The 19,365-nt window shown below is 67.8% G+C and carries 17 protein-coding genes; 6 read left to right on the top strand and 11 right to left on the bottom strand.

All coding sequences use genetic code 11. The annotated features are described in order from the left end of the window. Nucleotides 1-29: 29 nt before the first annotated feature. The 4 genes from IE069_RS01495 to IE069_RS01480 form a co-directional block, all read right to left on the bottom strand. Entirely contained in the window at nucleotides 30-1,046 is a 1,017-nt protein-coding gene (locus IE069_RS01495; RefSeq protein WP_189348324.1) for a LacI family DNA-binding transcriptional regulator, read from the bottom strand. A gap of 133 nt (nucleotides 1,047-1,179) precedes the next feature. Continuing rightward, nucleotides 1,180-2,013 (bottom strand): nitrilase-related carbon-nitrogen hydrolase, encoded by an 834-nt coding sequence (locus IE069_RS01490; RefSeq protein ID WP_189348323.1) that lies wholly within the window; start codon nucleotides 2,011-2,013, stop codon nucleotides 1,180-1,182. 7 nt (nucleotides 2,014-2,020) lie between these two features. Then, the gene (locus IE069_RS01485; protein ID WP_189348322.1) at nucleotides 2,021-3,220 is read right to left on the bottom strand and encodes a cupin domain-containing protein; all 1,200 of its coding nucleotides are present in this window, start codon (nucleotides 3,218-3,220) and stop codon (nucleotides 2,021-2,023) included. A 27-nt stretch (nucleotides 3,221-3,247) separates the two neighbouring features. After that, complete coding sequence (locus IE069_RS01480; RefSeq protein ID WP_189348321.1) at nucleotides 3,248-4,243, bottom strand: nuclear transport factor 2 family protein; 996 nt, start codon at nucleotides 4,241-4,243, stop codon at nucleotides 3,248-3,250. 196 nt (nucleotides 4,244-4,439) lie between these two features. Here IE069_RS01480 and hisD (IE069_RS01475) point away from each other — a divergent pair, with 196 nt between their 5' ends. Genes hisD (IE069_RS01475) through IE069_RS01465 form a run of 3 tightly spaced genes read left to right on the top strand, consistent with a single transcriptional unit; the run spans nucleotide 4,440 to nucleotide 7,290 of the window. Continuing rightward, the gene (gene hisD, locus IE069_RS01475) at nucleotides 4,440-5,765 is read left to right on the top strand and encodes a histidinol dehydrogenase (RefSeq protein ID WP_189348320.1); all 1,326 of its coding nucleotides are present in this window, start codon (nucleotides 4,440-4,442) and stop codon (nucleotides 5,763-5,765) included. Beyond that, nucleotides 5,762-6,520, top strand: a complete 759-nt coding sequence (locus IE069_RS01470; RefSeq protein ID WP_189348319.1) for an SDR family NAD(P)-dependent oxidoreductase — start codon at nucleotides 5,762-5,764, stop codon at nucleotides 6,518-6,520. The genes hisD (IE069_RS01475) and IE069_RS01470 overlap by 4 nt, the downstream gene beginning before the upstream one ends. Next, nucleotides 6,520-7,290 carry an HpcH/HpaI aldolase family protein gene (locus tag IE069_RS01465; RefSeq protein ID WP_189348318.1) on the top strand — a complete coding sequence of 257 codons (771 nt, stop codon included), beginning with the start codon at nucleotides 6,520-6,522 and terminating at the stop codon, nucleotides 7,288-7,290. The genes IE069_RS01470 and IE069_RS01465 overlap by 1 nt, the downstream gene beginning before the upstream one ends. A 129-nt stretch (nucleotides 7,291-7,419) precedes the next feature. Here the strand turns inward: IE069_RS01465 and IE069_RS01460 are convergent, their stop codons facing one another. The 5 genes from IE069_RS01460 to hisD (IE069_RS01440) all read right to left on the bottom strand — a co-directional run bounded on the left by IE069_RS01460 (nucleotide 7,420) and on the right by hisD (IE069_RS01440) (nucleotide 12,877). Further along, nucleotides 7,420-8,145 carry an alpha/beta fold hydrolase gene (locus IE069_RS01460; protein ID WP_189348317.1) on the bottom strand — a complete coding sequence of 242 codons (726 nt, stop codon included), beginning with the start codon at nucleotides 8,143-8,145 and terminating at the stop codon, nucleotides 7,420-7,422. Continuing rightward, nucleotides 8,145-9,029: a carbohydrate ABC transporter permease gene (locus tag IE069_RS01455; RefSeq protein WP_189348316.1), complete on the bottom strand. Its 885-nt coding sequence runs from the start codon at nucleotides 9,027-9,029 to the stop codon at nucleotides 8,145-8,147. Before IE069_RS01455 ends, IE069_RS01460 begins: the two co-directional genes overlap by 1 nt. Further along, the gene (locus IE069_RS01450; RefSeq protein ID WP_189348315.1) at nucleotides 9,026-9,895 is read right to left on the bottom strand and encodes a carbohydrate ABC transporter permease; all 870 of its coding nucleotides are present in this window, start codon (nucleotides 9,893-9,895) and stop codon (nucleotides 9,026-9,028) included. The genes IE069_RS01455 and IE069_RS01450 overlap by 4 nt, the downstream gene beginning before the upstream one ends. Before the next feature lie 64 nt (nucleotides 9,896-9,959). Then, nucleotides 9,960-11,270: an ABC transporter substrate-binding protein gene (locus IE069_RS01445; RefSeq protein WP_189348314.1), complete on the bottom strand. Its 1,311-nt coding sequence runs from the start codon at nucleotides 11,268-11,270 to the stop codon at nucleotides 9,960-9,962. Between the two features lie 287 nt (nucleotides 11,271-11,557). After that, nucleotides 11,558-12,877: a histidinol dehydrogenase gene (gene hisD / locus IE069_RS01440; RefSeq protein WP_189348313.1), complete on the bottom strand. Its 1,320-nt coding sequence runs from the start codon at nucleotides 12,875-12,877 to the stop codon at nucleotides 11,558-11,560. A 237-nt stretch (nucleotides 12,878-13,114) separates the two neighbouring features. On the opposite strand from hisD (IE069_RS01440), the gene IE069_RS01435 reads away from it, so the two are divergent. After that, nucleotides 13,115-14,035 carry a LysR family transcriptional regulator gene (locus tag IE069_RS01435; RefSeq protein ID WP_189348312.1) on the top strand — a complete coding sequence of 307 codons (921 nt, stop codon included), beginning with the start codon at nucleotides 13,115-13,117 and terminating at the stop codon, nucleotides 14,033-14,035. Here the strand turns inward: IE069_RS01435 and IE069_RS01430 are convergent. Further along, on the bottom strand, nucleotides 14,032-15,513 hold the full coding sequence (locus tag IE069_RS01430; RefSeq protein WP_229790868.1) for a helix-turn-helix domain-containing protein: 1,482 nt from the start codon (nucleotides 15,511-15,513) through the stop codon (nucleotides 14,032-14,034). The two genes, IE069_RS01435 and IE069_RS01430, sit on opposite strands and share 4 nt — an antisense overlap. A gap of 141 nt (nucleotides 15,514-15,654) precedes the next feature. On the opposite strand from IE069_RS01430, the gene aceA reads away from it, so the two are divergent. Both aceA and aceB read left to right on the top strand, forming a co-directional pair. Then, nucleotides 15,655-16,959, top strand: coding sequence for an isocitrate lyase (aceA, locus tag IE069_RS01425; RefSeq protein ID WP_189348311.1), 1,305 nt, complete (start codon nucleotides 15,655-15,657; stop codon nucleotides 16,957-16,959). A gap of 76 nt (nucleotides 16,960-17,035) precedes the next feature. Further along, nucleotides 17,036-18,673: a malate synthase A gene (aceB, locus tag IE069_RS01420; RefSeq protein WP_189348310.1), complete on the top strand. Its 1,638-nt coding sequence runs from the start codon at nucleotides 17,036-17,038 to the stop codon at nucleotides 18,671-18,673. A gap of 93 nt (nucleotides 18,674-18,766) precedes the next feature. On the opposite strand, the gene IE069_RS01415 is transcribed toward aceB, so the two are convergent. Further along, entirely contained in the window at nucleotides 18,767-19,336 is a 570-nt protein-coding gene (locus IE069_RS01415) for a hypothetical protein (protein WP_189348309.1), read from the bottom strand. Between the last annotated feature and the right edge of the window lie 29 nt (nucleotides 19,337-19,365).

Here is a 19,365-nt window from a genome sequence, read left to right as displayed (position 1 = left end):
CAGAGCGCCCACGCATTCCGGGGACGGGGCTAGTCACCCGCGCGTAAATCGCGGAGCGTCTGCCTTTCGATGAGCTCGGGCTCGAGGACGATGCGCTGCGGCGGGGCGTCCTGCCCCTCGGGGCTGAGCCGGCGGACGAGCAGTGTGGCTGCATTCGCGGCCATGGCGTTCAGATCGTGGCCGATGGTGGTGAGCTGGAACGATTCCCAGGACGCAAGCGGAATGTTGTCGAATCCGATCACGCTCAGGTCCTGCGGAACCCGCAGCCCGGCCGCGATCGCCGCGTTGAGCACGCCGATCGCGATGACGTCGTTGCCGCAGAAGACCGCCGTCGGCCGGTTCTGAGGCGTCTGGTCGAGAAGTGCCCGGAGGCCCCTGACGCCGGTCTCGAACTCGAAAGGGCCCTCGTGGATGTTCCCGTCCGCGAGGCCGATGCCGGCGTCTGCGAGTCCCATGACGAACCCGAGCTTCCGCTCCCGGCCCGTGCTGGTGTCCTCGGGCCCGAAGATCCCGGCGATCCTCCGGTGGCCGAGCTCAGTCAATCGGCGGGCCGCAATCCGCCCGCCGGCGACGTTGTCCACGACCGCAGCGTCGCCCCGGCCGTCGCCGCTCTCGCGGTTCAGGAAGACGAACGGCAGGCCCCGGCGGCTGAGTTCTGCGGGAAGCGGAGATCCGATGATGCTCGTCAGCAGCACGACGCCGTCGATGGACCCGGTGAGGAGCTGGGATGCGGCCATCTGACGGTCGGATCGTTCGGTGAAGACCATCATGCGGTACCCGTGGGCATCGAGCTCGTCGTGCAGCGGCGCGATGACGTAGGGGTAGAACGGATTGGTCAGGTCGCTGACGACGACGCCGATCCGCTTGCTCACGCGCGTGACCAGGCTCCTGCCGGCCTCACTGGGCACGTACCCCAGCGCCTCGGCGGCCTTGAGCACCACATCCTTGGTGCGCTCCGAGACCTTGGGGTCCCCGCGCAGGGCACGCGACACCGTGGGCTGGGAAACGCCAGCCAGCTTGGCCACGTCTCGACTGGTGACAGTCATCGCCATCCCTATCCCACGCACCCTGCGGCCGTGCATTCGACATCACAACTGGTCCCGTCCCCCGGCCCTGTTCCCGCCTCGGCAACAAGTACTGGATTCCGGCCAGCCCTCCGGGCGCGGAATCCGGGCCCGTTCACGAATACCCTATCGAGTACAGTCCCGGACGGCGGTCCCGCCACACGTCGTTGTAGGGACCCAGAGCTTTGTTCCCGGACGTGCCCGGGTCCAGATCGGCGGTCAGGATGACCCGGCGGGCCGGCCCCTCGTCTCCGGTCGCCGGCCCGGCGGCGAGGTACCCGGAGTTCTCGCAGATCGCACTGCCTCCGATCCACTCGACTCCCCGCTCGGTTCCGCAGCGGTCCGCGGCGACGATGTGCACGCGGTAGGAGCCCGCCGCTGCCTGGAGTTTGACGACCTCCAGCGGCCGCTCGCCGCGCGGCCGGGGCAGCAGCGGCCAGTTGCACGGAGCGGCGATGATCTCCGCACCCTCCTGGGCGGCCAGCCGCACCCATTCGGCCATCTCCAGGTCGTAGCAGATCAGCGCCGCAATCCTGCCCGCCGATGTTTCGACCACCCGCGGCGCGGCGTCGCCCGGCGTGAAGAACTCGGGCTCCTGCCCCCAGAGGTGGGCCTTCCGGTAGCAGTCGAGCAGCTCTCCGCTTTCAACGGTCAACGCGCTGTTGTAGACGAGGCCGTCGGCGCCGAGCTCGCAGAATCCGGCGACGATCACGCATCCCGTCTCGAGCGAGAGCCGCTTGAGATAACCGGCCGTCGGCCCGTCCAATCCTTCCGCGGCGTCGCGCGCTTCCTGCGCAGAGCGGAACACGTACCCGCTGAACGCCAGCTCCGGAAGGACGACCAGACGGGCACCCGCCGACGCCGCCTCACGGACGGCGGCGTCGACGTCGGCAGTACCCGGGTGCTCCACGCTGGCGGGTATCTGGCAGGCTGCTGCCCTGATGACCATGGACGGATCAGTCGTCGTCGGTGGCGGTCCGCATCACGGATGCGGGAGCCAGGTAGTGGTTCGGGTCGAGCACGGAACCGACCTGGGCTGCCGCGCGCACGGTCTCTTCCGACCACTCGAGCTGGACCCGCCCGTCGCCGCCGTTGACGACCAGCAGCTCACCGGTCCCCGCGTCCGCAGCCCGTCCGCCGTCGGCGTCGAGCAGCTCGAAGGTGCGCCACGCGCCCTCGGGAATCGAGAGCGTGTCCATCGGGCCGAGGTCGACGGTGCGCTCCTCGGCGCCGTCGTTGAGGGTGATGCGCCAGTGCCCGGCCTTCGCGGTGATGACGGAGACGTGGTCGTGGCGGTGCTTCAGGAGGCCCTCGCCCGGCACGGCGCGCAGCCAGGCCAGGTTGAAGCTGTGCGGCTCGGTCAGTCGCGGCACGGCCCGGCGGTCCTCGCTCATGCCGTAGCCGATGACCAGGCTGAGTTCGGCTCGTCCGCCCGGCAGGTCCGAGCACAGGAACGGCTTGGCCAGCCACTGGCGGTCCCCCTCCTGGGTGACCCGCGTGCGCATCTGCTCCACCGTGTAGACGTCGAGGGCGTCGATCTGCGACTGCTCCATCGGCGTGATGAGTTCGACGCCTTCCGGCACGGTGTCACCGGCCACGGTGTCGATCAGCTGGTTGTCGGCGGTCAGGTGGAGACCGTGCGACTCCGCTTCGCGGAGGACCGACGGGCCCCAGATGATGCCGCCGGTGTCGTTCTGGCCCAGGACGGTGAGCAGGATCCCCTCGTCGGCGCCGATGTTGGTGAATCCCCGGAAGATCCACGACGGGACCGAGATGACGTCGCCGTCCGTGGAGACGTATTCGCCCTGCTTGCCGTCGGCGCCCCAACGGGTGCGGAACTCGCCGCCGAAGTTGATGAAGACCTCCGCGGTGAAGTGGAGGTGGAGGTTGTTCGTCACGCCGTTGGGCATGCCGGCAGCACCCAGGTTGAACCCGTGGTTCTCCTGCAGGTTGATGAACTGGTCCGAGTTCTGGGAGACGCCGACGCCGATGAAGGAGTAGTTGTCCTTCTTGTCGGAGCCCGGCGTGCGGCAGTCGATGAACGCCGCCTTGCAGGGGACCCAGTCCTTGCGAAGGATGGTGTGTTTTTCGAGCTCCGCGGCGGAGACCGTGGTTTCAGTGTCGCGCTCCGTGGCGGAGACAGCAGTGTCAGTCATGATTCGACTCCTCGTCGTCTAGGTTCGTTAGTAGATGTTCGCGACGGGCTCGTCGCCGTCGCCCCGGGTGCTGTTGATCTGCGAGCGGAGTGCGATCTCGTCGTAGACGCGCACCTCCCGCTCGATGCGGCCGTCCCGGATGAGGAACTGGGAGATGCCCAACAGGTCGATGGGCTTGTCCGTGGGCGGGCCGAAGTGCGCCGCGCCGTTGTAGGTGCCGGTCATCTTCCACGTCACGGCCACGCGCAGGCCGGCATAGCGGTCCGCGAAGTTGGTCTGGACGTCGCGGACCTCGAACTGGGCGTTAGGGAACGGCGCCAGGAGCCGGAGAAGTTCCCGCTGGTACCCGTCCGGGCGGACGACCGTCCGGTCGCCGACGGTGTGGAGGAAGAGGTCGCGGACCATGTAGTCGCTCAGCTTGCTGAGGTCCCGCTTGTTCCAGACCTTCTCGATGAATTCCAGCACCATCTCGCACTCGCTGCGGAACTCGTCCGGCCGGGGCCCGCTGTCGCCGACGCTCAGAACGTCCTTGGGCGCCGGCTCGAGCCACGAGCCGACGTAGCCCTGGAAGGTCTGCTTGCGCGCCGCCTCGTCCGGGTCCTCTCCCGACTGCAGCACCCTGGCCAGCTCGTCGCGGGCGACCCACTCCTCGACCATCCGGCCGCGGCGGTACAGGCAGTTGGCGATCGTGCGCGTGCGGATCTCCTTGGGCTCGGCCCCGATGGAGACGGCGTCGGCGGAGAACACGAGGTGCGAGCTGAGGAACGCGTCGTCGCCGCGCGCCTCCCAGATGACGTCCTCGGCCACGCCGACATGCTGAGGCGTCGCGGCGATCCGCATCAGCGAACCCTCGACGACGCCGTCGCGGCACACCACGGTGCCCAGGGAAGCGTGGACGATCGAATCGGGCTCGTAGTTGTCCTCGATGAAGCCGATGTTCCGTTCCACCCAGATGTGGTCCGTGACCTCGCGGATGAAGTCGTCCGGATCCGCCCAGGGTTCGTAGGCAACCTTGTCCAGCATGCTCTTGTTCTCCTCGTGCTCGTCGTCCTGTACCCAACTGATCCACCGAAAAAATCGGTGTATGCGTATGCACTCTATGAGAGTCGTGGGTCGCACGCAAGGGTTTGAGTAGAAATATAGGCAGATTCGCGCAAGCCCTTGACGGGGACGCGGGCAGCAGATTAGATGATGTATACGTATTCAGAAAGGTATTCTCATGGCTTTCCAGCTCAAATCAGCCCCGACCTCGTCGTTCGCGGACCGATCGCAGGACGAGGTGTCCACGCGCGTCCGGACGATCATCGACGAAATCCGCAGTGAGGGTACCGCCGCTGTGCAGCGGTACTCGGAACGTTTCGACAGCTGGACCCCGGAACGGTTCCAGCTTGATCAGGAGACGATCGACGGCCTCATCGCCTCCCTGCCGGAACAGGTCGTCGAAGACATCGCCTTCGTGCAGAGCCAGGTCCGCCGGTTCGCCCAGGCACAGCGGGACTCGATGCAGGACGTCGAGATCGAAACCCTGCCCGGTGTCACCCTCGGCCACCACCACATCCCCATCGACGCGGTCGGGGCCTACATCCCGGGCGGGCGGTACCCGCTCACAGCGTCGGCGCACATGACCATCGTGACGGCGAAGGTCGCCGGTGTGCCCAGGGTCGTCGCCTGCACCCCTCCGATCCGGGGCGAGATCCCCGCCGCGACAGTTGCGGCGATGCACATGGCCGGCGCCGACGAGATCTACATCCTCGGCGGAGTGCAGGCCGTGGCGTCGATGGCCGTCGGCACCGAGGACATGGACCGCGTCAACCTGATCGCGGGCCCCGGCAACGCCTACGTGGCCGAGGCCAAGCGACAGCTGTTCGGCGAGGTCGGAATCGACCTGTTCGCCGGTCCCACCGAAATCCTCATCGTCGCGGACGAGACCGCGGACCCGTTCACCGTTGCTGTCGATCTCCTGTCCCAGGCCGAGCACGGCCCGGACTCCCCCGCCGTCCTCGCCACCACCAGCGAGGAGCTCGGCCGCGAGGTCGAGGCACTGGTCGACAAGATCCTGCCCGGCATGCAGACCAAGGACTTCGCCGGGCCCGCTTGGCGCGACCACGGCCGGATCGTCATCTGCGACGACATGGACGAGCTGTGGGAGGTCGCCGACGCGATGGCGTTCGAGCACGTCCAGGTCTTCACCGCGGAGCCGCGCGAGGCGATCGAGCGGATGTCCAACTACGGCGCCCTCTTCCTGGGCGAGGAGACCTGCGTCTCCTACGGCGACAAGGTCATCGGCACCAACCACGTCCTCCCGACCCTCGGCGCGGCGCGCTACACGGGCGGGCTCTGGGTCGGCAAGTTCCTCAAGACCGCGACCTACCAGAGCATCTCCAACCCGGAGAGCAGCGCGGAGCTCGGCCGCGTCTGCGGCCGCGCGGCCCGCGTGGAACTCTTCGAGGGCCACGCGCGCTCCGGCGACGTCCGCGCGTGGCGCCACGGCGGCGAGAAGTTCGACTGGATCGAGCAGGTCGTGAACGCCGAGGCACGCACGTGAGCGGGCTCGAAGGGCGCACGGCCCTGGTGACCGGCGGCGGCAGCGGCCTCGGCGCGGGCATCGCCCGCGCCCTGGCAGCGCAGGGCTGCCGCGTCGTCGTCGTCGGCCGGCGGCAGCAGCCGATCGACGACGTGTGCCGGAGCCTCGAGACCCCGGGGCGCGCCGCGACGTGCGACGTCAGCGACCCGGCCAGCGTCCGCGCCCTGGCCGAGCAGATCGCCGACGAGGAGATCTCCATCCTGATCAACAACGCCGGCATCGGCGGCCCGGTGGCCTCGCTCGTCGACATCGAGCCCGAAGAGTGGGACGAGGTCTTCGGCGCCAATGTGCGCGGCACGTACCTCGTCTGCCGCGCGTTCCTTCCGGGGATGATGAGCCGGAACGCGGGCGACATCATCAACCTCGCCTCGGTTTCCGGCAAACGCCCGCTGGCCCGGCGCACACCCTACTGCGCATCGAAGATGGCCGTCATCGGGCTCACCTCGACGCTGGCCTTCGAGGTCGGCGAATACGGCATCAACGTCAACAGCCTCTCGCCGGGACCGGTGGAGAGCGAGCGGATGGACCGGAACTTCAGGCTGGAAGCCGAGCGGACCGGCACGGACCCCGAGGCCGCGCGTGCGGCCTTCGCGGGACGCTCGGCCCTCGGCCGCCTGGTCGGCCAGGACGAGGTGGCGCAAGCGGTCGTAGCCATGCTGGGCATGCCCGGGATGACCGGGGCCGACGTCGACCTCTCCGCCGGGATGGTGGCCTGATGCCGGTACCCGAATTCAAGATCAAGCAGCGCCTCCAGGACGGCGAACGTCTGACAGGCTGCCTGCTGCGGATGCCGGCCGAGGAGACGGTGGAGATGCTCGCCGTCACCGGGTTCGACTTCGTGCTCATCGACTGCGAACACGGCCCGGCCGACCTGATCGACCTCCGCCAGCACATCGCCCTCATCCAGCTCCACGGGATGACGCCGCTGGTCAGGGTCGGGCTGAACGAACACCAGCTGATCCTCCGCGCCCTGGACCAGGGGGCGGAGGGCATCGTCGCCCCGCACATCGATTCCGCGCACGACGCCGAGGATCTGGTTCAGGCGGTGCACTACCCGCCACTGGGCCACCGCGGATTCGCGACGTACTCGCGGGCCGGCGGCTTCGGCACGGTCCCGGCGGACACGCACCGGGAGAAGTCCCTCAACGGCACCCTGACCCTGGCGATGCTGGAATCTCCCGAGGCGACCCGGAACGCGGGCGAGATCCTGAGCTGCCCGGGGATCGACGGCTACCTCATCGGGACAGCCGATCTCAACGCGTCACTCGGCGACGGGGACCTCTCCTTCAAGGAATCGGTCGCGGAGATCCACCGGCAGGCTGTCGCCGCCGGGGGCTACCGGGCCGATCTGGCGTCGTCCCTGTCCGGCGCGGAGGAGTCGTTCGACGACGGCGCCCAGCTCATCGTCTACAACCTGGCACACATCATGATGGCTCTGTTCGCAGACCTCGTGCCCGATGCGCGCGGGTCCGCCGGGAACAGCTGACGCGAACGCACGCACAGAGGCTTCGGCCCGATCGCATTGGTGGCGATCGGGCCGAAGCCTTTCGACGTGCCGGGGACGCAGGTACGACGAAGCGGCCGCCCGTATCCGGACGGCCGCTTCCCGTTCTTTCTAGCGAATCTCCCGCATCCAGTCGTCGATCTGCTCGGCGACGGCCGCCGGGTCCTCCATCGGGGTCAGGTGCCCCCGCTTCGGGAGGACGGCCAATCGCGAGCCCGGGATGAGCTCGTGCATCTCCTCGTGCCGCGAGACCGGGCAGAGGGCATCCAGCTCTCCCGCGATGATGCGAGTCGGCACCTCGACTCGGGTCAGACCAGCGCGTTCATCGACGCGCGACTCCTGCAGGGCGAGCTGGTCGGCCAATTCGCGGTCTCCGACCTCGTCGGCCATCTGCAGGACGGAGGAGTCGAGCTCCTCCGTCCTGGCACCGTCAGAGAGCAGGACAGGCAGGAGATCACGCTGGAGATCCCGCGCCGTCCGGCCCGCGGCCAGACGATGGCTCGAGTCCCGCCAGAACTCGACCTGCGCCGGGGTCGGAGCGTGGGAATTGGTCGACATCAGGCACAGCCGCGAGATCCGCTCCGGCGCCGTGCGGGCCATCGCCATCGCGACGATTCCGCCGAGGCTCAGGCCCGCCAGGGCGAACCGGTCCGGCAGCCGGCGCAGGAGGCCGGACACGCATTCCTCGAGCGTGGCTCCGCGCAGCGGCTCGGCCAGAATCTCGGAATGCCCCGAGGCCGAGCGCAACTCGTCCTCCACGCCCTCCCAGAGGCGGCGCGAGCAGCTCATCCCGGGCAGCAGGACGAGAGGCTCCTCCCATGGGGCTCCGTCCCCCACTACTTGCCGGCTCCATCTGAGAGGCCCGCTACGAGGTACTTCTGGGCGATGAAGGCGAACAGGACGACCAGTCCGGTCAACAGGATGGCCGCCGCGCCCGCCTGCTGCAGCATCGGCAGGGTCTGTCCAAGCTGCGTTGCGATGAACAGCGGCACCGTCTGGGCCTTCGTATCCGTGAGGATCAACGGGGTCAGGTACTCCTGGAACGCGAACAGGAACATGAAGACGCCGGCCGTGAGGATGCCTGGGCCCATCATGGGGATGATGACCCTGCGCAATGCCTGGAATCGGGAGCACCCGTCGATCATGGCGGCCTCGTCGATCTGCTCGGGCAGTTTGACGAAGAAGTTCCGGAGCAGCCAGATACTGAACGGCTGGTTGATGGCCACGAGGGCCGCCCCGAGTGCGAACGTCGTGTCGTGGATGCCGAGCTGCCGCGACAACTCGTACATCGGCAGGACCACCGCGAAACGCGGCAGCGAACGGAAAACCAGCGCCAGGATGAGCAGGATCGCCGAAACGTATCCTGGAGCACGGGCCAGTGCGTACGCGGCGGGGAGCCCGATCACGAGGGCCACGATGGTGCTGCCGACGGCGACGATCCCGGTGTTGATCAGATACTGGTAGAAGTTCGTGGTCTGCCAGAGATCGACGAATGCCTGCGCGGTTGGTTCGTAGGCCAGCACAGGAGGATTGGCGAAGGCGACGTCCGTCGGCTTGGTCACGGACAAGAGCGTCCAGATGAACGGGGCCAGCATGGCTACGCACACGATGGCGAGGAAGAGCCCGCTCATCATCGGCTGGGCCTTCGGGCGCGCGTTCCTGCGCCGCTTCTCCCGGAGCTGCCGTGGCCCCTTGATGATTGCTTCGGCTGCAGCCGTCATGCGCTCTTCGCCTCCTTCATGGTGTTGCGAATGAAGGGGATGAGCATGACGAGCATGATGAGAATCGTCAGCACGTTGATCACACTTCCCAGCCCCAGTTCCTGGCCGCCGTCTTGGAAGGCCATGTTGTAGGTGTAGAGGGCTATCGTCTCGTTGCCGTTCAGCACGGCGTTGGGTGCCAGCGGGATCAGGTTGTCGAAGACCCGCAGCACGTCCATGATCGTGATGATCGCGACGAAGCCGACCATGCCCCTGATGCTGGGCAGGATGATGTGCAGGTGTCGACCCATCGTTCCCGCGCCGTCGATCTTGGCCGCCTCGATGATCTCCCGCGGCACTCCCTGGAGCCCCGCCAGGAGGATCAGCATGGAGAAGGGGAGCATGGCCCAGACGATGTTGAGGCCGACCATGATGCGGTTTGGCCACGTCTCGGTGAACCACAGGACGTCGTGATCGGTAAACCAGCCGATCACCACATTGGCTACGCCGCCGAAGTTCCCGTCGAACAGCCAGGAGAACATCGTGGCGCCGACGACGTTGGGGATCACATAGGAGATGAGGATGATCCCCAGAACCAGTGGCCGCATCTTGCCGAGGTTGTTCACCAGCACGGCCAGGATGTAGCCGAGGACGATGACGACGACCATGACCGAGAGCGTCAGCCCCACGGTAAAGAGCACGGACGATCCGAATCGCGGATCCGTGAGCGCCCGGACGTAGTTGTCCAGCCCCACGAAAGTTCCGGCCTCGCCGTAGTTGACGTCCTTGAGGCTCCACTCGATGGTGCGGTAGATCGGGATCAGCAGGAGACCGAACATCACGAAGATACTCGGCAGGATCAGGATCCAGTATTCGCGTCTGCGCATCCTTGCCTCTCGAAAATAGAAGGGGTTCGGGAGGGCCCCTCAGGAGCCCTCCCGACTGGATCGATTACTCTGCGTCGAGGACCTTCTGCGCGATCGTCTGCATCTGCGCGGTGCCCTCCTCGGGGGTCAGGGCGCCGGTGAAGACCTCCGCGATGACGGGGCGTACGGCGTTGCTGACCTTGGCGGTGTACGGGAACGGCTCGGCGGCTGGCGCGTTCTCGATAGCGTCGTTCGCGGCGGCACCGTAGGGGCTGTTCTCCGCGGTCACCAGTCCCTGTCGTGCCGGGTAGGCGGCGGGGATGGCCGCGAGTGAGGCCTTCTCACTGACCGAGGATCCGATCATGTTGAAGAGCATGTCCTCGTCGAGGCTGGTGTTGGCCGGAATCGACCATCCATCCACGGAGAGCGTGCTGTACTGCTTGCCCCCCTCCACGACCGCCGGCGGTGCTGCGAAGGCGATCTTGTCGAAGTTCGGGCTGTTGCTCTCCTGCACCAAGTCGTTCATCCGACCCGAGAACATGATGGAGATGGCCGCGTCGCCGTTGTACATCTGCTGCTGCACCTTCGGCTGATCGAAGGTGGTCACCTGCGGGTCCATGTAGGGAGCCAGGCTCTTCAGTTCTTCGAAGGCCTGGATGGCCTCGGGCTGGTCGAAGTTCGGCTTGCCGGCCTCGTGGTCGACGAGGTCGACGCCCAGGGAGCCGAGCGCGGAGTCGTACGCCGTCGCGATGTCGGAGCTCGCGAGCAGCGGCAGGGCCAGGGGGTACTGGTACTCGCCCGAGTCCTGGATCTTCTGGGCGACGTCGCGCAACTCGTCGAAGGTTGTCGGCGGCTCGAGGCCGAGCTCGTCGAAGATGTCCTTGCGGTAGGCCATGATGTACATCTGCGCCTGCATCGGGACCGCGTAGACGTCACCGTTGTAGCTCATGGCCTCGACCATGGAGGGGCTGAGCTCGTCCAGTCCGTAGGTGTCGCCGTACTTGTCGATGAGGTCGTTCAGCGGGAGGATCTTCTCCGACTCGGCGTTCTCCGGAATGATGTAGCCGTAGGTCTCGAGGATGTCGTACGTCCCCTCGGCACCGGCCAGGGTCGTCGTCGTCCGCTGGACCTGTCCCGCGAAGTCGACCGGCTCGTGGACCACGTCCACCTCGTCGGTCGTGCAGTTGGCCACCAGGGTGTTGGTGAACGGATCGATGGCGGACGAGTTGTACGCCAGCACGTTGACCGTGGTCGCGCTCCCCGGCGCCTCGAACTCGCAGGGCACCTCGGCGGCGTTCTTGTCCTGGGTCCGGGATCCGGCACCGCAGCCGCTGAGCAGCAGAGCGGCACCGATGCCAACTGCGAGGGCGGCCTTCTTGGATGGTCGGCGAATCATGTCGATACTCCTGTTCGACCACATTCAAGATGCGGTCCATTTATACGTATACCTACAAGGTCTGGCCTGCGAGTCCGATGAGAATCCGCCAGCCGAAAAAGGTCAGGGGCGCCGTGTGAGCTGCGCCACACCAGAAGCGTACCGCAATGCATACGTATACGCCACAGGTTTCCGGGAAGTTGACGTCGCGCCCGGCGCGCACTCCGGAACGGGGTGCGGGCAGCGGGCGCGCGCGCCGCGGATGATGGCGGGCGCACCCCGCCACCACCCGGGAACCGCGGATCGGATCAGCGGCTGTAGTCGCGGAGACGCAGCGAAGCCGTGGCCCGGTGCGCCTCCATGCCCTCGTAGTCGGAGATGGTCTCCACGTACTTGGCCAGGCGGGGCGTGGCCTCCTTCTCGACGCGCTGGTAGGTCAACGGCTTGAGGAAGCGCGACACGGAGAGGCCGGCGCTGGACCGCGCCCCGCCGCCCGTCGGCAGCACGTGGTTCGTGCCGGAGATGCCCTTGTCCGAGTACGCGACGGTGGACCACGGGCCCAGGAAGATCGAACCGTAGTTCTTCAGATTGTCGTGGTAGTAGGCGTCGTCGGCGGTCTGGATCTCGAGGTGCTCCGGGGCCAGCGCATCCATCAGCTCGACCGCGGTTTCGCGGTCCTCGGCCACGTAGACCGTGCCGTAGTCCCGCCAAGCGGGGCCTGCGATGTAGTTCGTCGACAGCGACTCGAGCTGCTTCTCGACCTGCCGGATCACGGCCTCGCCGAACGACCGGGAGGTGGTGACCAGGGAGGCGGGCGACTGCGGCCCGTGCTCGGCCTGCCCCAGGAGGTCCGCCGCGACGATCTCCGGATCGGCGGTTTCATCGGCTATCACGGCAACCTCGGAGGGGCCCGCCAGCAGGTCGATGCCGGCGCGGCCGAAGAGCTGGCGCTTGGCTTCGGTGACGTACGCGTTCCCAGCGCCGACGAGGATATCGGCCGGGCGCTCCCCCAGCAGCCCGAAGGCCATCGCCGCCAGCCCCTGGACGCCGCCGACCGCGAACGCGCGATCCACTCCGGCCAGGTACGCCGAGTGCAGGACAGCGGGATGCCCGCCCGTGGGGGTGGTCGGCGGCGTGCACGCGATCGCGCTGGGCACGCCCGCGGCCTTGGCCACGCCCACGGTCATGAAAGCACTGGAGAGGATGGGGAAGCGACCTGCCGGGAGATAGGCGCCGACGCGCGGGACGGGGACGTACCGCTGTCCGACGAAGACGCCCGGCAGCAGCTCCTTCTCGAAGTCGACCAGGTGCTCCCGCTGCTCGACCGCGAAGATCCTCGTCCGCTCCGCACCGGCGGCCAGGGCCTCCCGCAGCTCCGGGGACAGCTCATCTCCCGTCCGGGCCAGTGCCTTCTCCGAGATCTCGATGTCGTCGCCCTCCCAGCCGTCGAGCTTCCGGGAGTACTTGATGACCGCATCGATGCCGTTCTTCTCGATGTCGGAGAGCATGGCGGAGACGGTCTCCACCACCTCGGGGAGACGCTGCGCCGGAACACCGCCGACCTGCGGGGACTTCAGGGTGGCGTAGGAGCCTTCGATGTACTTGTGATCTGTGTCATTGATCTGCATGAGTACGACCGTAGGTAGTGAAGTGACTTAGGACAAGGCGGTGAGAAACGAAATTCTCCATAGGGAAAACCTGTAGCAGTTGAGATCCCAGCACCCTCGGACGCCCCGGAATGCCCCGTATTCCGGGGCGAATGCGGCCTGATGCGCGATGACGCGAAAACCCGCCGACCTGCGGTCCGGCACGGAAAATTTCCAGAGGGTCGCCCGATGTTGCGGCCCTGCGCATAGGGTTGACCTATGACCATCGCTCAGCTCAGGGCCTTCTTGGCAGCATGCGATCTCGGCTCGTTCACGGCGGCCGCCAAGCAGCTCCACATCAGCCAGGCCTCGATGTCGGAGCTGATCTCCCGGCTCGAGGACGAGGTCGGGCTCACCCTCTTCATCCGGGGCGGGCGGCGCCTCGTGCCGACGACGGCGGCCGACGAACTTCTCGTGCACGCCCGGCAGGCCGTGACCTCCTGCGACAACGGAATCAACGCCCTCAACTCGATTTCATCGCTCGAAGGCGGGGTGTGCACGTTCGGAGTCCTCCGGAACGCCGGCTACTACGACCTCTCCGACCTCGTCGAGCGGTTCCACAGCCGCTACCCCAAAGTGAAAGTGCGCCTGGTCGGCCTGAACTCGTCCCTCGTCGCCGAATCCGTGGCCAACGGCGAACTCGAGGCCGGTCTCGTGATCCTCCCGGTCGACGAGCCTGGCCTGCGCATCCGCCCGCTCTTCAGGGACGAGGTCTTCTACGTCTCCGCCAACCGCAGCCCTCGCCGGGGGCCGGCGACCGTCGAGGAGCTGACCCGGAACAAACTCGTCCTCTACGACGCGTATGCCGGATGGCGGGACCCCACCCGGATGCAGCTCCTCGAGCGTGCGCGGCACCAGGGGTTGACCGTCGAGCCGGACATCGAGGTCGAGCACGTGGAAACAGCGCTGCGGCTCGCCGCCACGGGTGCGGCGAACACCATCGTCTCCCGGTCGATCCTGGACAGCCCCAGTTTTCCCAACAACCTCAAGAGCGTCCCCTTCGCAGACCCGCTCTACGACACGCTCGCCCTGATCCAGCGCGAGTCGACCGTCCTCTCCCCCGCCGCCCGAAAGATCGTGGAGATCGCCGAGCATTCGCTCGTCGGGCGCGCCACGGAAAGCCGGGCAAATAGGACCTAGTCCGGGTGCGCTTCGAGGAAGCGGTACATCTCGGTCTCGTCCACTCCCGGGAACGCCCCTGACGGCATGGCCGCGAGCAGGTGCGTGTTCGCGCGCGCAGCCGGCCAGGCCTGCCCCTCCCACGCTGCCGCCAGGCCCTCCGGCGGGCGGCGGCAGCAGGAGTCGTCCGGGCATCTGGACTGGTTGCGCTCGGTGGTATCGCGGCCGCGGAACCACCTGACGTGTTCGAACGGCACGCCGATCGACAGCGAGAAGAGTCCTGCGGAGTGGCGCTCCGTGCGCGCGGTGCACCAGAACGTGCCGGCCACGGTGTCCGTGTACTGCTCGTAGGCGCGGAATTTGTCCGGCACGTCGAAGACCACCCGGCTGGTCCACGAGCGGCAGATCGTCTGCCCCTCGATGGCACCCAGATGGTCGGACGGGAAATTCACGCCGTCGTTCTCGTAGGCCTTGTGGATGATGCCGGAGGCGTGCACCTTCTGGAAATGGGTCGTGAGCCCCAGGTGCTCGGTGGCGAGGTTCGTGAAGCGGTGCGCCGCGGACTCGTAGGAGACGGCGAACGCGTCGCGCAGGTCCTCGATGGCCAGCTGTCTGGCCGCCTTGGCACGCTGCAGGAAGTCCACGGTCTGCCGCTGGGGCATGAGCAGGGCCGCCGCGAAGTAGTTCGTGTACACGCGCTGGCGCAGGAACTCCGAGTAGTCGCGCGGCGTCTGGTGCCCCAACACGTAGTGCCCGAGCGCCTGCAGCAGGACGGACCGGGGGTCGTGCTCGACCTGCCCGCCGTGCGTGAGGAAAATCCTGCGGTTCTTCAGGTCCGTCAACGACCGGGTCGAATGCGGCAGGTTCGACACGAACCGCAGGCGGAAGCCGAGGTGGTCGGCGAGGTCTGCGGCCACGTGGTGGGACAGCGGGCCGTCCCGGTGCCCGACGGCGTCGAGCAGCTCCTGCGCCTGCCCCTCGAGCTCCGGGTAGTAGTTGTTGCAGTCCCGCATCTCGGCCCGCAGTTCGGTGTTCGCACGGCGGGCCTCCTCGGGGGTGGCCGCCTGCTCCTCCATCCGGCGCTCGAGCTCCCCCTGGAGCCCCACCAGCGACTCGAGCACGTCGGTCGGCAGCCGCGAGGACACCCGGACCCGAGGCAGTCCCAGCGATTCGTAGAGCGGCCCCCGCTGGGCGCGCTCGAGGGCGATCTCCAGCGCCGCGCGCCGCGTCGGCGGGGCAGAACCGAGCAGCTCGTCCGTCGTCGAGTCGACGGCGGCCGCCAGCTGCTTGAGCAGGCTCAGCTTGGGCTCGCGCCGGCCGTTCTCGATGAGGCTCAGCTGGCTGGGGGCGGTGCCGCACAACTCGCCGAGCGCACTCAACGTCAAACCCTTGGCTTTGCGCGCGTGCCGCAGGCGCCGGCCGAGGGAGATCACATCGACGCCGTCGTCCTGCGTTCCGGAATCGCCCCGCGGGGGCGCATGAGGTGTAGTAGAAGTCACATATTGAGAATACAAGAAGAAATGCAGATATTTCCATCAGCTACCTCTAGTTTCGGGGTTGCTTCTGCAGAAAAGTAGTTCCCACGACGAGAACACCGGAAGACGGCGAAGTCTTTCCGGGTCGAAGCAAAGGAGCACACGATGACCGAGAACACCGCAGACGCCACCAGCCGCGCCGAGCAGCTGCAGGTCGAATGGAACGCCAACCCCCGTTGGGACACCATCACCCGCGACTACACGGCCGCCGACGTCGTCAAGCTCCAGGGAACCGTCCGCGAGGAGCACACGCTGGCCCGCCGCGGCTCCGAGAAGCTGTGGAACCAGCTCACCACCGAGGCCCCGACCGGCGGCTACACCAACGCTCTCGGCGCCCTGACCGGCAACCAGGCCGTCCAGCAGGTCAAGGCCGGCCTGCGCGCCATCTACCTCTCCGGCTGGCAGGTCGCCGCCGACGCCAACCTCTCCGGCCACACCTACCCGGACCAGTCGCTCTACCCGGCGAACTCGGTGCCGCAGGTGGTCCGCCGCATCAACAACGCGCTGCTGCGGGCCGACCAGATCGAGCACGCCGAAGGGGCGACGAGCGTCGACGACTGGCTGGTCCCGATCGTCGCCGACGCCGAGGCCGGCTTCGGCGGCCCGCTCAACGCCTACGAGCTGATGAAGTCGATGATCGGCGCGGGCGCCGCCGGCGTCCACTGGGAGGACCAGCTGGCCAGCGAGAAGAAGTGCGGCCACCTGGGCGGCAAGGTGCTGATCCCCACCCAGCAGCACATCCGCACACTGAACGCGGCACGGCTCGCGGCCGACGTCGCCGACACCCCGAGCGTCATCGTCGCCCGCACCGACGCGGAGGCCGCCACCCTGATCACCTCCGACGTCGACGAGCGGGACCAGGAGTTCCTCACCGGCGAGCGCACGGCCGAGGGCTTCTACAAGGTCCGCAACGGCATCGAACCGTGCATCGCCCGCGCCAAGGCCTACGCCCCGTACTCCGACCTCATCTGGATGGAGACCGGGACGCCGGACCTGGAGCTGGCCCGGAAGTTCGCGGAGGCGGTCAAGGCCGAGCACCCGGACCAGATGCTCGCGTACAACTGCTCGCCGAGCTTCAACTGGCGCAAGCACCTCGACGACGCGACGATCGCCAAGTTCCAGCGCGAACTCGGGGCGATGGGCTTCACGTTCCAGTTCATCACCCTGGCCGGCTTCCACGCCCTCAACCACGAGATGTTCGACCTGGCCCACGGCTACGCCCGCAACGGCATGACGGCCTACGTCGACCTGCAGGAGCGCGAGTTCGCATCCGAGGCCCGCGGCTACACCGCGACCAAGCACCAGCGCGAAGTCGGCACCGGCTACTTCGACGCCATCTCCACGGCGCTCAACCCCGAAGCGTCCACCCTCGCCCTGGTGGGATCCACCGAAGAGGGCCAGTTCCACTGATCTTTCTCCCCGAGCACGACGGCGGCGCCGCGGCCGCCGCCGTCGTCTCCCCCGTTTCTTTCAAAGGACTTTCATCATGAACTCCCCCATCACCATCAACGGAATGACCCTGTCCGGCCCCCCGGTGTGCGACCAGGAGCGCATCATGACCCCGGAGGCCATCGACTTCCTCAGGGAGCTGCACACCCGGTTCGACGGCCGGCGCCTGGAGCTGCTCCAGACCCGTGAGGAGCGCCGCCGCGCGATCTCCCGCGGCCGGGACCCGAAGTTCCTGCCCGAGACGAAGCACATCCGCGAGGACGCCTCCTGGCAGGTCGCCCCGATCGCCCCGGGCCTCGAGGACCGCCGCGTCGAGATCACCGGACCGACCGACCGCAAGATGACCATCAACGCCCTGAACTCGGGCGCCAAGGTCTGGCTGGCCGACATGGAGGACTCCTCGACGCCGACGTGGAAGAACATGATGAAGGGCCAGCTGAACCTGCGCCGCGTGCTCGACCGCGAGATCGACTTCACCACGGAGGCCGGCAAGGAGTACAAGCTCTCCGGCGAGCGGCTGACGGACCTGCCGACGATCGTGGTCCGCCCGCGCGGCTGGCACCTGCCGGAGAAGCACCTGTCGGTCGACGACGCCCCGCTGGCGGGTGCGCTGGTGGACTTCGGCCTGCACTTCTTCCACAACGCCAAGCGGCTGATCGAGCTGGGCCGCGGCCCGTACTTCTACCTGCCGAAGCTGGAGAGCCACCAGGAGGCGCGCCTCTGGAACGACGTGTTCGTGTTCGCCCAGGACTACGTCGGCATCGAGCAGGGCACCATCCGCGCGACCGTGCTGATCGAGACCATCACGGCGGCGTTCGAGATGGAGGAGATCCTCTACGAGCTGCGCGACCACGCGGCCGGCCTGAACGCCGGACGCTGGGACTACATCTTCTCGGTGATCAAGAACTTCCGTGAGCGCGGCCCGCGCTTCGTGCTCCCGGACCGGTCGATGGTGACGATGACGGCCCCGTTCATGCGTGCCTACACCGAGCAGCTGGTGCGGGCCTGCCACCGCCGCGGTGCGCTGGCCATCGGCGGCATGGCCGCCTTCATCCCGAACCGCCGGGACGAGGCGGCGAACGCCGTCGCCCTCGAGAAGGTGACCGCCGACAAGACCCGCGAGGCCAACGACGGCTTCGACGGCTCCTGGGTGGCGCACCCGGACCTGGTGCCCGTGGCCCGCGAGGTGTTCGACGGCGTGCTCGGCTCGGCGCCGAACCAGGGGTCCCGCCAGCGCGAGGACGTGACCCCGGACGACGTGGCCCTGCTGGACGTGGCCAGCACTCCCGGCCTGATCACGGAGCACGGCGTCCGCAGCAACATCGAGATCGGCATCCGCTACATCGAGTCCTGGCTGCGCGGCAACGGCGCCGTGGCCCTGCAGAACCTGATGGAGGACGCCGCGACGGCGGAGATCTCGCGCTCCCAGCTGTGGCAGTGGATCCAGCAGGGTGCCGTGACCGACGACGGCGACGTTGTCACCCGGGAGTACGTTGAGGAGCGGACCGAGGAGGAGTTCTCACGCATCGAGCGCTTCGAGGGCGACCGCTTCGGCGAGGCACGGGAGATCTTCGAAGCCTCCGCCCTGGCGGAGGACTTCCCGGACTTCCTGACCCTGCCCGCGTACAACAAGTACCTGTGCCGGTCGCGCAAGCAGCAGTGGCAGAACGCCTGACGCGCACCGCACGACACGAACGTGGCGGCGGGTCCCCTCTTCTGGCAGAGCCGGGGACCCGCCGCCATCAGTGTGTCCGGCGCAGTACGGGACTCAGCGGGTGCCGGCCGGGCCGCCGGTGGCTTCGAAGACGACCTCCACGCCGCCGGCGACGGTCGCGTCGAACGCCGTGGCGACCTGGTCCCTGCGCCCGGGGTCGACGCCCACCACGATCCGTTCGCCCAGGGCATCGAGGGTGATCCTGCCGAGCCCTCCAGTGGCCGTCCGGTGGGCGGCGGTCCACGCCACGACGGAGCGGGCCGCCTCCATGAGGTCCGCCTCGCTGAAGCGTACGACGTGCGCGATCGCGCCGGCCTCCGTGGCGGTCGCGGCGGCAGCCTCCGTCGTGACGGCGACGTGCAGGGCGCCGTCCTCGATCCAGCTCTGCCCGAAGTCCTCGACGCCGACGGCCTCCGTGATCCGGCTGCTCAACACGGTGAGCTCGCCGCTGCGCTCGTGCGACTCCTCCATGCCTGCCTCCCCGGATTCTGCGGGCGGCACGTCGGCGGCCGGCAGATGAAGCGGGCTCTCGCCGGCAGCAGCGGAGCCGCCGCACCCGGACACCGCCGCGGTCAGGATCACGGCCACCAGGGCAACGGCCCCGGTGGCGGCGGAGCGTCTCATGCTCGTCCTCCTCGGCTGGCGTCCCGGGT

The sequence above is a fragment of the Zhihengliuella salsuginis genome (assembly GCF_014651715.1).
GTDB lineage: Bacteria > Actinomycetota > Actinomycetes > Actinomycetales > Micrococcaceae > Zhihengliuella > Zhihengliuella salsuginis.
Note: the sequence above shows the minus strand (reverse complement) of the source record. Positions and strands in the feature narration are given on the sequence as shown.

What these genes read in the sequence shown, in the direction of transcription:
- hisD (WP_189348320.1), top strand. Translation starts at nt 4,440, where the DNA reads ATGGCTTTCCAGCTCAAATCAGCCCCGACCTCGTCGTTCGCGGACCGA.
- IE069_RS01450 (WP_189348315.1), bottom strand. Translation starts at nt 9,895, where the DNA reads ATGCGCAGACGCGAATACTGGATCCTGATCCTGCCGAGTATCTTCGTG.
- IE069_RS01465 (WP_189348318.1), top strand. Translation starts at nt 6,520, where the DNA reads ATGCCGGTACCCGAATTCAAGATCAAGCAGCGCCTCCAGGACGGCGAA.
- IE069_RS01415 (WP_189348309.1), bottom strand. Translation starts at nt 19,336, where the DNA reads ATGAGACGCTCCGCCGCCACCGGGGCCGTTGCCCTGGTGGCCGTGATC.
- IE069_RS01495 (WP_189348324.1), bottom strand. Translation starts at nt 1,046, where the DNA reads ATGACTGTCACCAGTCGAGACGTGGCCAAGCTGGCTGGCGTTTCCCAG.
- IE069_RS01455 (WP_189348316.1), bottom strand. Translation starts at nt 9,029, where the DNA reads ATGACGGCTGCAGCCGAAGCAATCATCAAGGGGCCACGGCAGCTCCGG.
- IE069_RS01485 (WP_189348322.1), bottom strand. Translation starts at nt 3,220, where the DNA reads ATGACTGACACTGCTGTCTCCGCCACGGAGCGCGACACTGAAACCACG.
- IE069_RS01445 (WP_189348314.1), bottom strand. Translation starts at nt 11,270, where the DNA reads ATGATTCGCCGACCATCCAAGAAGGCCGCCCTCGCAGTTGGCATCGGT.
- IE069_RS01480 (WP_189348321.1), bottom strand. Translation starts at nt 4,243, where the DNA reads ATGCTGGACAAGGTTGCCTACGAACCCTGGGCGGATCCGGACGACTTC.
- aceB (WP_189348310.1), top strand. Translation starts at nt 17,036, where the DNA reads ATGAACTCCCCCATCACCATCAACGGAATGACCCTGTCCGGCCCCCCG.
- hisD (WP_189348313.1), bottom strand. Translation starts at nt 12,877, where the DNA reads ATGCAGATCAATGACACAGATCACAAGTACATCGAAGGCTCCTACGCC.
- aceA (WP_189348311.1), top strand. Translation starts at nt 15,655, where the DNA reads ATGACCGAGAACACCGCAGACGCCACCAGCCGCGCCGAGCAGCTGCAG.
- IE069_RS01490 (WP_189348323.1), bottom strand. Translation starts at nt 2,013, where the DNA reads ATGGTCATCAGGGCAGCAGCCTGCCAGATACCCGCCAGCGTGGAGCAC.
- IE069_RS01435 (WP_189348312.1), top strand. Translation starts at nt 13,115, where the DNA reads ATGACCATCGCTCAGCTCAGGGCCTTCTTGGCAGCATGCGATCTCGGC.